This is a genomic window from Variovorax paradoxus (assembly GCF_009755665.1).
Taxonomy (GTDB): domain Bacteria; phylum Pseudomonadota; class Gammaproteobacteria; order Burkholderiales; family Burkholderiaceae_C; genus Variovorax; species Variovorax paradoxus_G.
In genome coordinates this window covers 1,869,667-1,882,076 of the sequence record NZ_CP046622.1, presented here as the reverse complement: position 1 = coordinate 1,882,076, position 12,410 = coordinate 1,869,667, and the positions used below count along the sequence as shown (strand labels likewise).

Below are 12,410 nucleotides of genomic sequence, written 5' to 3'. Positions count from 1 at the left end.
CATGAAAGCCGAACTCGTTCTCGACCTGCAATGCGCGACCGGCGAAAGCCCGGTCTGGCGCGCGGACGAACAGGCGCTCTATTGGGTCGACATTCCGGCCAGGCACCTGCATCGCTGGCACGCCCCTACGGGTGAACACAGCCGCTGGACCGGCGACGAAATGCTCGCCTGCATAGCGCCGCGCGCGGGCCACCCGGGCGAATGGATCGCGGGCATGGAGAGCGGTCTGTTCGCAATCGCAACGCGCGCCGACGGCACGCTGGCCGCAAGCCCCATTGCCAGTGCCGCGCATGCCGAGCACGGCATGCGCTTCAACGACGGCCGTTGCGACCGCCAGGGCCGCTTCTGGGCCGGCACCATGCAGATGGACATGGCGGCAGCCCACGAAGTCGGCCGCGTCTACCGCTACCAGGCCGACGTGAACGCGGGTGCCGCATTGCGCCCGCAGTTCGAACAAATGATCGTTCCGAACGGCCTGGCCTTCAGCCCCGACGGCAAGACCATGTACCTCTCGGACTCGCATCCGCTGGTTCAAACCATCTGGGCCTTCGACTACGACATCGACACCGGCACGCCGCATGGCCGCCGCGTGTTCGTCGACATGAAGCCGCTGCCGGGCCGCCCCGACGGCGCCGCGGTCGACGCCGACGGCTGCTACTGGATCTGCGGCAACGACGCAGGCCTGGTGCACCGCTTCACGCCCGAGGGAAAGCTCGACCGTTCGCTCGAAGTGCCGGTCAAGAAGCCCGCCATGTGCGCCTTCGGCGGCCCGCAACTCGACACGCTCTACGTGACATCGATTCGCCCCGGCGGCGACCTGTCCGATCAACCGCTGGCGGGCGGCGTTTTTGCACTGCGCCCGGGCATCAAGGGTCTGCCGGAACCCGAATGCCGTTTCTGATTGCTTTTTAACCACCAACCCGAAGAGGAAGACAAATGAAATACAACCGCCACCTGATCGCGCTGGCCGCCAGCCTCTGTGCCATGGCCGCAAGCGCCGTCGAGTTCCGCTCGGCCGACGTGCACAACAGCGACGACTACCCCACCGTCGCGGCCGTCAAGCACATGAGCGAGCTGCTCGAGAAGCGCAGCAACGGCAAGTACAAGATCAAGGTGTTCAACAAGAGCGCGCTCGGCAGCGAGAAGGAAACGCTCGACCAGGTCAAGATCGGCGCGCTCGAGATGAACCGCGTCAACATCAGCGCGCTGAATTCGATCTGCCCCAAGACGCTGGTGCCGACGATGCCTTTCCTGTTCGACTCGATCGCCCACATGCGCAAGTCGCTCGACGGCCCCATCGGCGAAGAAATCCTGAAGGGCTGCGAGCACGAAGGCCTGGTGGGCCTGGCCTTCTACGACAGCGGCGCACGTTCGATCTACGCCAAGAAGCCGGTCAAGACGCTGGCAGACGCCAAGGGCCTGAAGATCCGCGTGCAGCAGTCCGACCTGTGGGTTGCCCTGGTAAGCGCCATGGGCGCCAACGCCACGCCAATGCCCGCGGGCGAGGTGTTCACCGCGCTCAAGACCGGTCTCATCGATGCAGCCGAAAACAACATTCCTTCGTACGACGGCTTCAAGCACTACGAAGCAGTGAAGTTCTATTCGCGCACCGAACACTCCATGGCGCCCGAAATGCTCGTGATGTCCAAGGCCATCTACGACAAGCTGCCCAAGGCCGACCAGGATCTGTTCCGTGCCACGGCCAAGGAATCGGTCGCGTTCCAGCGCAAGAAGTGGGACGAGCAGGAAGCCAAGTCGCTCGAAGTGGTGACCAAGGGTGGCGCCCAGATCGTTGCCGATGTGGACAAGGCCTCGTTCCGCTCGGCGATGGCTCCGGTCTATGCAAAGTTCATTTCAACGCCTGATCTGCAGCGCCTCGTCAAGGCCGTTCAAGACAACAAGTAACGTGCCCCGGCCCTCTCTCCTCCCGAGGGAGGGCCTCTTTCCATATCCAGGGAAATTCCCATGACACTTACCGTCCCCGCGGTAGACACGATGGCGACCGGCGTGCCCGTCGAGCTCGAAGACCTTGTCAATCCTGATGGACGACCGCCGTCCAATCACGCCTATTCGCGCTTTTGCGCTTTTCTCTCCAAGGCCAGCCTGATGCTCGCCGTGGCGATGCTCATCACCATCATCGTGTGCGTTCAGTACCAGGTGGTCGGCCGCTATGTTTTCAACGACACGCCAACCTGGGCCGAAGGCCTTGCGCTGCAGTTGGTGCTGTATGTCACCGCGCTCGGCGTTGCCGTCGGCGTGCGGGATGCCGGCCACATCGGACTCGACTCGCTGGTGGTGCTGCTCCCCGAATCGATCCGCCTGAAGATCGAAATACTGATTCATGCGCTGGTTGCGCTCTTCGGCGCAATCATGGCGTGGAGCGGCTGGATCTGGACCTCGCTCAAGTGGACCGACATCAAGCCCATGATGGGCATTCCGGTGGGTCTGGACTATCTCGCGCTCGTGATCGCGGGTCTCCTGATCGTGCTTTTTTCGATTGAACATATCGTCGCCCTGCTGCGCGATGAAGAAGTGGTGCCCGCGTGGAACTGACTGTCCTTTCTCTCGTTTTCCTGGCACTGCTGGTGCTGGGCGTGCCGGTCGCCTTCTCGATCGGCCTTGCCTCCGTTGCCACGGTGCTCTATGCGGGCCTGCCCGTTGCCGTGGTATTCCAGAAGATGGTCGGCGGCATGCAGGTGTTTTCCTTCCTGGCCATTCCGTTCTTCGTGTTTGCCGGCGAGCTGATGCTCTACGGCGGCATTGCGCAGCGCATCGTGCGTTTTGCCAACAGCCTCGTGGGCCACGTGCGCGGCGGCCTGGGCATGAGCAACGTGATCGGCTGCACGCTGTTCGGCGGCGTTGCCGGCTCGCCGGTGGCCGACGTCTCGGCCATGGGCTCGGTGATGATTCCGCTCATGAAGAAGGAAGGCTACGACGCTGACTACGCAGTCAACGTCACGACGCACGCGGCCCTCGTGGGTGCGTTGATGCCCACGTCGCACAACCTGATCATCTTCACGCTCGCAACCACCGGCATTGCCTCGGTCAGCGTGTTGAGCCTGATCCTCGCGGGCCTGATTCCCGCGCTGATTCTCACGGTGTGCAATCTGGGCGCCGCCTATTACGTGGCCATTCGCCGCGGCTACCCGATCCGGGGCGCGTTTCCGGGCTGGGGCGAAGTGCTCTCGGCCTTCATCGGCGCACTGCCGGGCCTGATGATCGTGGCAATCATTCTTGTCGGCATTCTGTCGGGCGTCTTCACCGCGACCGAATCGGCCGCAACGGCCGTGCTGTGGGCGCTGGGCGTGACGGTGCTCGTCTACCGCTCTCTCAGCCGCAAAGACTTTCTCAAGGCCTGCGCCAAGGCATGCAAGACGACCGGCGTGGTGCTGCTGCTGATCGGCATCTCTTCCGCCTTCGGCTACTTCATGGCGCTGTACGAAGTGCCGCAGAAGACCGGCGAGCTCATGACCAGCGTCTCGAGCGATCCGTGGGTCATCTTCCTGATGATCAACGTGCTGCTGTTCGTGCTGGGCACCTTCCTGGACATGGCCGCGACGATCCTGATCTGCACGCCCATCTTCCTGCCCATTGCCATGCAGTTCGGCATGAGCCCGGTGCAGTTCGGCATCGTCATGCTGATCAATTGCGCGCTCGGCCTCAACACGCCTCCGGTGGGCACCACGCAATTCATAGGCTGTGCGATCGGAGGGGTATCTGTCGGGCAGGTGATGCGGTCGATCTGGCCGTTCTATGGTGCTCTCTTGATCTGCCTGATGCTCGTGACCTATGTGCCGGCGTTCTCGATGTGGCTGCCCGACCTCATCAACTCGGTGAAGTAACAGCAAAGACCCGCAACGCGAATCTCGTTTTCCGATGGCCGACTCACCACTCCCCTCTTCTCCGGCGGCGCGCCCGCCGCACCGCATCCATATGCACGCGGCGGACAACGTCGCCATTGTCGCCAATGACGGCGGTCTGAAGGCGGGCGCCGCGTTCGCCGACGGCCTGGTGCTGGTGGACAACGTGCCGCAGGGCCACAAGGTTGCGTTGGCCGACCTGGCCGAGGGCGACGCCGTCGTGCGCTACAACGTGGTGATCGGCTACGCGCTCAAGCCCATTCCGCGCGGCAGCTGGGTGCATGAGCGGCTGCTCAAGATGCCCGCCGCGCGCGAGCTCGAGGGCCTGCCGATCGCCACCGTCAAGCCGCCCGCGCAAGCGCCGCTCGAGGGATACACCTTCGAGGGCTACCGCAACCTCGACGGATCGGTGGGCACGCGCAACATCCTCGCCATTACGCAGACCGTGCAATGCGTGGCGGGCGTGGTCGATTTCGCTGTGCAGCGCATCAAGGCCGAACTGCTGCCGAAGTACCCCAACGTCGACGACGTGGTGGGCCTTTCGCACAGCTACGGCTGCGGCGTGGCCATTGACGCACCCGATGCGGTCATCCCGATCCGCACGCTGCGCAACATCAGCCTCAACCCGAACTTCGGCGGCGAGGTGATGGTCATCAGCCTGGGCTGCGAAAAGCTGCAGCCCGAGCGCCTGCTGCCGCCGGGCAGCATTGCGCTGGTGGACGAGCGCAACGTGGCCGACATCGGTGAGACGGCCAATGCCAAGCTGGACGTGGTGTGCCTGCAGGACGACGCGCACGTGGGCTTCATGTCGATGATCGATTCGATCATGCGGCAGGCCGAGGAACACCTGGAGCGGCTGAATGCCCGCAGGCGCGAAACCGTGCCGGCCAGCGAGCTGGTGGTGGGCGTGCAGTGCGGCGGCAGCGACGCATTCTCTGGCGTCACGGCCAACCCGGCCGTGGGCTTTTGCACCGACCTGCTGGTGCGCGCCGGCGCCACCGTGATGTTCTCGGAAGTGACCGAGGTGCGCGACGGCATCGACCAGCTCACCTCGCGCGCAACCACGCCCGAGGTGGCCGAGGCCATGATCCGCGAAATGGCCTGGTACGACGCCTACCTGGATCGCGGCCGCGTCGACCGCAGCGCCAACACCACGCCGGGCAACAAGAAGGGCGGGCTCTCGAACATCGTCGAAAAGGCCATGGGCTCGATCGTCAAGAGCGGCAGCGCGCCAATCTCGGGCGTAGTTTCGCCGGGCGAAAAAGCAAGGCAGAAAGGCCTGCTCTACACCGCAACACCGGCCAGCGACTTCATCTGCGGCACGCTGCAGCTGGCCGCCGGCATGAACCTGCACGTGTTCACCACCGGCCGCGGCACGCCTTACGGCCTGGCCGAAGTGCCGGTGATCAAGGTGGCCACGCGCAGCGACCTTGCGCGCCGCTGGCACGACCTGATGGACGTGAACGCAGGCCGCATTGCCGACGGCGACGCCACCATCGAAGACGTGGGTTGGGAAATGTTCCGCCTGATGCTCGACGTGGCCAGTGGCAGAAAGAAAACCTGGGCCGAACAGTGGAAGCTGCACAACGCGCTGGTGCTGTTCAACCCCGCACCCGTGACCTGACTTCATTCGACGACCTCGAAAGGAAACACCATGGAAGACCTCAAAGGCAAGACAGCGCTCGTTACCGGCGCCAGCACCGGCATCGGCGCCGCGGTGGCCATTGCGTTCGCTGCGCGCGGCATGCGCGTTGCGGTGCACTACAACAACTCGGCCGATGCCGCGAACCAGGTCGTCGAAACCATCCGCAAGGCGGGTGGCGACGCCTTCGCGCTGCAGGGCGATGTGCTCGACACCGCCGCCATCCGCGAATGCGTGAAGCAGACGGCCGCGCGCTTCGGCCGCATCGACGTGCTGGTGAACAACGCGGGCAGCCTGGTAAAGCGCGTGCCCATTGCGGAGTTCGACGATGCGCTGTTCGACGAAGTGATGCACATCAACGCACGCTCGGTGCTCGCGTTTGCGCGCGAGGTGGTGCCGCTCATGCGCACCCACGGCGGCGGCAACATCATCAACGTGACCTCGGTGGCTGCGCGCACCGGCGGCGGCCCTGGCGCCTACCTGTATGCGGGCTCGAAGGGCTTCGTGAGCACGGCCACGCACGGGCTGGCCCGGGAACTCGTCGGCGACAAGATCCGCGTGAACGCGGTGGCGCCCGGCGTCATTCAGACCCCCTTCCAGGACCGCTTCTCCACGCCCGCCATGCTCGAATCGTTCCGTGCCGGCATTCCGATGGGACGCATCGGCACGCCGGACGAATGCGTGGGCGCTTTCCTCTACTTGGCTTCGGAGCAGCTTTCAGGCTACGTGACGGGCCAGGTGATCGAGGTGAACGGCGGGCAATACATGCCCTGACGGCCAGACGAATTTCAGCCTTCTTCCCGAGGCTTGCGGAATCAAGATCAATAACGGAGACAACAAACCAATGAGAAGAAACAGATTCCTGCGCAGCCTGGCCGCCCTTTCGGCGACGGCGAGCCTCTCGCTCGGCTACGCGGCACTGGCCACGGCCCAGAGCAACAGCAACAACTTTCCGAACCACGCCATCGAGCTGCTGGTGCCTTACCAGCCGGGCGGCGGCACGGACGGCCTGGCGCGCGCGTTCTCCGAAGCGAGCCGCAAGCACACGTCGCAGAGCATCGTGATCGTCAATCGCCCCGGTGCCGGCGGCGCCATCGGCTGGACCGAGGTAATCAACTCCCGGCCCGACGGCTACAAGCTCGCGGTGCTGACAGTGGAGCTGCTCACGCTGCCGCACCTGGGCCTGGCCAAGTTCAACTACGACGACTTTCAGCCGATTGCGCAGCTCAATGCCGACCCGGCCGCCATCACCGTCAAGGCCGACGCGCCCTGGAACACCATCGAGGAGTTCCTGGCCGCGGCAAAGAAGTCGCCTGAAAGCGTTCGCGTCGGCAACTCGGGCAATGGCTCGATCTGGCACCTGGCCGCGGCCGCGCTGGAAGACAAGACCGGCACCAAGTTCGGCCACATTCCGTTCCAGGGCGCGGCGCCCGCTGTGCTGGCATTGTTGGGTGGACACATCGAGGCGGTGGCGGTGAGCCCATCGGAGGTCACGACGCACGTGCAGTCCGGCAAGCTCAAGGTGCTGATGGTCATGGCCGACAAGCGTGTGAAGGGCTTCGACAAGGTGCCCACCGCCAAGGAGCGCGGCATCGACCTGTCGATCGGCACGTGGCGCGGCCTTGGCGCACCCAAGAATACGCCGCCCGAAGTGATGGCAAAGCTGCGCGAGATCACGGCCAAGACGGCGGCCGAGCCGCTCATGCATGAAGTGATGGACAAGCAGAACCTCGGCTATGTCTACACCGATGGCGCGGTGTTCAAGGAAACGCTGGCCAAGGACAACGCCTACTTCAAGGCGTTGATCGCCAAACTCAATATCAAGCCATGAACCGCAAACCCACTCTTCGCGCGCTGCGTGGCGCGGTTGCGCTGCTGTCGCTGGCTGCCGCGGGCCACGCCGTGGCGGGCACCTGGGTCTATGTGTCCAACGCCGACAGCCAGGAGGTCTCGGTGCTCGAGCTGGACCGCGCGCTCGGCGTGCTCAAGCCGGTGCAGGCGCTCAATGTCGGCGGCACCGTGATGCCGATGGCGGTGAGCCCCGACAAGCGCGTGCTGCATGCCGCGCTCCGCTCGCAGCCGTTCCGCGTGGTCAGCATGTCGATCGACCCGGCCACCGGCAAGCTGCAGAAAATCGGCGAAGCGCCTCTGGCCGACAGCATGGCCAACATCGATCTCGATGCAAGCGGCAAATGGCTCTTCGCGGCCTCTTACCAAGGCGGCAAGATCTCGGTCAATGCCATCGGCAAGGACGGCGCCGCGGGCGCAATCCAGCAGCTGGTGCAGACCGGGCCGAATGCGCACGCGATCCACGCGGACGCGAGCAACCGCTTCGTGCTTGCCACCAGCCTGGGCGGCGACAACGTGTCGAGCTGGCGCTTCGATGCAAGCAAAGGCCTGCTCTCGGCCAACGATCCGCCGCTGACCATGGCCGCCGCGAAGTCGGGGCCGCGCCACTTCGTCTGGGACAAGGCGCAACGCCGCGTCTACCTGCTGAACGAACTCGACGCGAGCCTGCACGTGTACGGCTGGGACGCCGCGCGCGGCACGCTCAAGCTGGAGCAGAGCACGACCACGCTGCCGCCCGGATTCACCGGCAAGCCCTGGGCGGCCGATCTGCACCTGACGCCCGACGGGCGCTTTCTGTATGCATCGGAGCGCACGTCGAGCACGCTCTCGGCCTTCAGGGTGGATCCGTCCACCGGCCAGCTGAAGCCGCTCGGCCAGACACCGACCGAGAAAACGCCGCGCGGCTTTGCCATCGATTCGAGCGGCCGCTACCTGATTGCCGCCGGGCAGGAGTCGCACAGCGTTGCGCTGTACGCCATCGACTCGGCCACCGGCGCTCTGGGCAAGCCTTCGCGTATCAGCGTGGGCAAGAACCCGAACTGGATCGAAATCGTCGACACGCCGTGACGACGACCCGCAACATCATCAAAGGAGACCTCGCCATGCAACGCCGCACACTCATCCGCACCGCTCTCGCTTCTTCGATTGCCGTGGGCCTGCCCGCCTTCGCGCAGGGCCCCGGCAACTGGCCCACGGGCAAGGCCATTACCTATCTCGTGCCGTTTCCCGCGGGCGGCACCACCGACGTGCTGGCCCGCCTGATCGGGCAGAAGCTCGGCACGGTGCTGGGCACCAGCGTGATCGTCGACAACAAGGGCGGCGCCGGCGGCAGCGTGGGCTCCGAAATCGGCGCGCGCGCGGCACCCGACGGCTTCACGATGGTGGGCGGCACGATCAGCTCGCACGCCATCAACATCAGCCTGTACCCGAAGCTCGGCTACGACCCGCAGAAGTCGTTTGCGCCCGTTACGCTCATCGGCACCAACCCACTGGTGCTGGTGGTGAACCAGGCCAGCCCCTACAAGACCTTGAAGGACGTGCTGGAAGCCAGCAAGACCAAGTCGGGCGGGCTTTCATCGGCATCGGCCGGCACGGGTACCTCGCAGCACCTGTCGCTCGAACTGCTGGCGTTCAAGTCCGGCGTGAAGTTCACGCACATTCCCTACAAGGGCAGCGGCCCGGCCATCCAGGACGTGATCGGCGGCCAGGTCGACATGATGTTCGACACCAGCGTGGTGGCAGGCCCGCACGTGCAGAGCGGCAAGCTGCGCGCCATTGCCGTCACTTCGGCCAAGCGCCTGGCTTCGATGCCCGACGTGCCGACGGTTGCGGAATCCGGCATTGCGGGCCTGCAGGACTTCGAGGTGCTGTCGTGGCAGGCGATCTTCGTGCCCGCGGGCACACCGGCGCCCATCGTCGACCGGCTGCACACCGAGATCCGCAAGATTCTTGCAACGCCCGAAATGCAGGAGAAGCTCAAGGGCTTCGGCATGGAGCCCGCGGATCTGAGCACGGCAAAGATCGCGGCCTTCCAGAAATCCGAAGTCGAGAAGTGGGCCCAGGTGATCAAGGCGGCGGGCATCAAGGCGGATTGATTCCGCCCCGGGGCCGGCGAGCCCCTGCCCGCTAGCGCGCCCGGTTAGCCGGGTGCGCGATACAAGGGAAGCTTCCTACGTCCGGACGCCGGGGGCCTTTATAGAATGCCCCTCCGATTTGCATTCCAGGCCTGCCCGGCCATTCACACGTGTCCGACCGCTCAGCCGTACTGCACCAATACCTGTTTCCCAAGCAGGCACTGACAAATTTTGCCGGCTGGGTCGCAGGCAAGGAACGCGGCGCCGTCACCACGTGGATCATCCGGCGCTTCGTGGCCAAGTACGGCGTCGACATGGGCGAAGCGCTCGAGTCGGACATCAACCACTACAAGAGCTTCAACCAGTTTTTCACGCGCGCGCTCAAGCCCGGCGTGCGCCCCCTGGCCGACGCCGATCTGGTGTGCCCGGTGGACGGCGCGATCAGCCAGTTCGGCGCCATCGAGGGCGACCAGATCTTCCAGGCCAAGGGCCACAACTACACGACCACCGCGCTGGTCGGCGGCGACTCGACGCTGGCGGCCCGCTTTGCGCACGGCAGCTTTGCCACGCTGTACCTGAGCCCCAGGGACTACCACCGCATTCACATGCCGTGCGACGGTCGGCTGCTGCGCATGATCTACGTGCCCGGCGACCTGTTCTCGGTCAACCCCGCCACGGCGCGCGGCGTGCCCGGCCTGTTTGCGCGCAACGAGCGCGTGGTGTGCGTCTTCGAAACCAATCGCGGCCCCTTCGTGCTGGTGCTGGTGGGTGCCACCATCGTCGGCAGCATGGCCACCGTGTGGCATGGCGTGGTCAATCCACCGCGCGGCGGCGAGCTGCGCGAATGGAATTACGCCGACCAGCAGATCGTGCTCAAGAAGGGCGAGGAGATGGGCCGCTTTTTGCTCGGCTCGACCGTGGTCATGCTGTTCCCGGCGCCCGCGATGGTCTTCAACCCCGATTGGGCGCCCACCCGTGCCGTTCGCCTGGGAGAAGCCATGGCCGATTTTGTCAATTTGTGAGGCTTTGTCTCAGGGCCCGCATGCAGCATGCACCCGTAGCTATAAAACTAGTAGCATCTTGATCCTTGCGCTATAGTCGCCGACCAACGAGCAGCCATAGCAAGCCAACAAGAACGCGAGGCACCGGCCCTGCCGCCAGGACCGATGGCCCGCCCAGCCCCGAGGAGATGATGTCGATGAGTACCAAGGAAAACGCAGCCATCAGCCAGCTGCTCGCACTGCTCGAAGCGCGCTATGCACTGCGCGTGCTCTGGGCGCTGCGGGACGGGCACGCGCAAACCTTCAGGCTGCTGCAGGACAGTGTCGGCGGCATCACTCCCAACACGCTCAATACGCGCATCAAGGAACTGCGCGAGGCCGGTCTCGTCAGCCATGGCGGCGACGGCTACAGCCTCACGGTGAGCGGACAAGACCTGCTCAAGCGGCTGTCCGACCTGCAGGCCTTTGCGGGCAAGTGGCAGCTGGGCCAGGTCAAGAAGGCCGCAGCACCGGCGCCTGCCGCGCCCTCTTCATCGCCAGCGCCTGCTGTGCCTGCGGCACCTGCTGCTTCTGATTCGGCGGAGTCTTCGGCACCGGCACCGTCCGCCCCGCCCTCATCATCTACCCCGCCCGCCGACCCTGCCAATTGAGCAGGCCGGCAGGCCGGCCGCGGGGCATCGGTAAACTTCGCGCCTTCGCTGGTCCATCCATTCATCATCCAAATTGACGCAAGGAGCGTTCACATGCCTACCACTCCCTCCGGCCTCCAATACGAAGACACCACCGTGGGCGACGGCGCTGAAGCCAAGGCCGGCCAACACGTGCACGTGCACTACACCGGCTGGCTCTACAACGACGGCGTGCAAGGCGCCAAGTTCGATTCGAGCCGCGACCGCAACGACCCCTTCGCGTTTTCGCTGGGTGCGGGCCAGGTCATCAAGGGCTGGGACGAAGGCGTTGCCGGCATGAAGATCGGCGGCAAGCGCACGCTGATCATTCCCGCTTCGCTGGGCTACGGCGCACGCGGCGCCGGCGGCGTGATTCCTCCCAATGCCACGCTCAAGTTCGACGTCGAGCTGCTCGACGCGCACTGAACAGGCCAGGCGCGCCCCCAGGCTGCGCGGCACTTCGTGTCCGCTTCGCTTACCCCCTACCGGGGGCGACACCAGCGGCCCGGCAAAGCCGGTTCCGCGGTGTCCCACGTGAAATTCACTTCGCACCCCCTGTTGCGGCCACTTAGGCCGCATTTTTTCGCTTGAAATGCCCCTGACCAGCCCCAAGTGGCTGGCTATCGTTTGTTTCCCGGCACACGCCGGTTCTTTGAAAAATGTCTGACCCGCAACAATCCGCACAGAATTCTCAAATGCTGCAAGGCGAGCCAAGCCCCGAAGAACTGGAGGCCGCACAGGCTGCCAACGAAGCCGAGGCGCAAGACGCCCTGGCTGCAGCCCAAGGCGAACTCGCCGCACTGCAGGCCAAGAATGCCGAACTGGCCGATCAATACCTGCGCGCGCAGGCCGACGTGCAGAACGCGCGCCGCCGTGCCGACGACGAGATCACCAAGGCGCGCAAGTTTGCAGTCGAAGCCTTTGCGGAGAGCCTGCTGCCAGTGACGGACAGCCTCGAAGCCGGCCTGGCCATCAAGGACGCCACGCCTGAACAAATCCGCGAAGGCGCCGAAGCCACGCTGCGCCAGCTGAAGAGCGCGCTCGAACGCAACAAGGTCATCGAGGTGGCCCCTGCCCCCGGCACCAAGTTCGACCCGCACCAGCACCAAGCCATCTCGGTAGTACCCGCGCCCGACCAGGAGCCCAACACCGTGGTGAGCGTGCTGCAGAAGGGCTACACCATCAACGAGCGCGTGCTGCGCCCGGCGCTGGTCACGGTCAGCGCGCCCAAGTAATCCGCTCTACCGATACACACGATTCCCACAGGAAATCCCCGCTTCATACCTTGAATCGCGTCGGGTTATCCACAAGTTCAT

Annotated in this window: 13 protein-coding genes; all 13 read left to right on the top strand. The window is 64.9% G+C overall.

All coding sequences use genetic code 11. From position 1 onward, the window contains the following. Position 1: 1 nt before the first annotated feature. Positions 2-901, top strand: a complete 900-nt coding sequence (locus GOQ09_RS08740; RefSeq protein WP_157613078.1) for an SMP-30/gluconolactonase/LRE family protein — start codon at positions 2-4, stop codon at positions 899-901. A gap of 35 nt (positions 902-936) precedes the next feature. Next, positions 937-1,905: a TRAP transporter substrate-binding protein gene (locus GOQ09_RS08735; RefSeq protein ID WP_157613077.1), complete on the top strand. Its 969-nt coding sequence runs from the start codon at positions 937-939 to the stop codon at positions 1,903-1,905. Between the two features lie 201 nt (positions 1,906-2,106). Further along, the gene (locus GOQ09_RS08730) at positions 2,107-2,553 is read left to right on the top strand and encodes a TRAP transporter small permease (RefSeq protein ID WP_242631112.1); all 447 of its coding nucleotides are present in this window, start codon (positions 2,107-2,109) and stop codon (positions 2,551-2,553) included. Next, complete coding sequence (locus tag GOQ09_RS08725; RefSeq protein ID WP_157613076.1) at positions 2,544-3,842, top strand: TRAP transporter large permease; 1,299 nt, start codon at positions 2,544-2,546, stop codon at positions 3,840-3,842. The genes GOQ09_RS08730 and GOQ09_RS08725 overlap by 10 nt, the downstream gene beginning before the upstream one ends. Before the next feature lie 34 nt (positions 3,843-3,876). Beyond that, entirely contained in the window at positions 3,877-5,484 is a 1,608-nt protein-coding gene (gene garD, locus GOQ09_RS08720) for a galactarate dehydratase (protein WP_157613075.1), read from the top strand. 30 nt (positions 5,485-5,514) lie between these two features. After that, on the top strand, positions 5,515-6,276 hold the full coding sequence (locus tag GOQ09_RS08715; RefSeq protein ID WP_157613074.1) for an SDR family NAD(P)-dependent oxidoreductase: 762 nt from the start codon (positions 5,515-5,517) through the stop codon (positions 6,274-6,276). Positions 6,277-6,346: 70 nt separating this feature from the next. Then, a complete protein-coding gene (locus GOQ09_RS08710; protein ID WP_157613073.1) occupies positions 6,347-7,333 on the top strand; it encodes a Bug family tripartite tricarboxylate transporter substrate binding protein in 987 nt (328 codons plus the stop codon). Next, positions 7,330-8,418, top strand: a complete 1,089-nt coding sequence (locus tag GOQ09_RS08705) for a lactonase family protein (protein ID WP_157613072.1) — start codon at positions 7,330-7,332, stop codon at positions 8,416-8,418. The genes GOQ09_RS08710 and GOQ09_RS08705 overlap by 4 nt, the downstream gene beginning before the upstream one ends. A gap of 35 nt (positions 8,419-8,453) precedes the next feature. Continuing rightward, positions 8,454-9,446 carry a Bug family tripartite tricarboxylate transporter substrate binding protein gene (locus tag GOQ09_RS08700; protein WP_157613071.1) on the top strand — a complete coding sequence of 331 codons (993 nt, stop codon included), beginning with the start codon at positions 8,454-8,456 and terminating at the stop codon, positions 9,444-9,446. A gap of 149 nt (positions 9,447-9,595) precedes the next feature. Next, positions 9,596-10,447: an archaetidylserine decarboxylase gene (asd, locus tag GOQ09_RS08695; RefSeq protein WP_157613070.1), complete on the top strand. Its 852-nt coding sequence runs from the start codon at positions 9,596-9,598 to the stop codon at positions 10,445-10,447. Between the two features lie 176 nt (positions 10,448-10,623). Beyond that, positions 10,624-11,076 carry a winged helix-turn-helix transcriptional regulator gene (locus GOQ09_RS08690; RefSeq protein WP_157613069.1) on the top strand — a complete coding sequence of 151 codons (453 nt, stop codon included), beginning with the start codon at positions 10,624-10,626 and terminating at the stop codon, positions 11,074-11,076. 93 nt (positions 11,077-11,169) lie between these two features. Further along, positions 11,170-11,520 (top strand): FKBP-type peptidyl-prolyl cis-trans isomerase, encoded by a 351-nt coding sequence (locus tag GOQ09_RS08685; protein WP_012746856.1) that lies wholly within the window; start codon positions 11,170-11,172, stop codon positions 11,518-11,520. Between the two features lie 269 nt (positions 11,521-11,789). After that, a complete protein-coding gene (gene grpE, locus GOQ09_RS08680; protein WP_242631040.1) occupies positions 11,790-12,329 on the top strand; it encodes a nucleotide exchange factor GrpE in 540 nt (179 codons plus the stop codon). Positions 12,330-12,410: the final 81 nt, after the last annotated feature.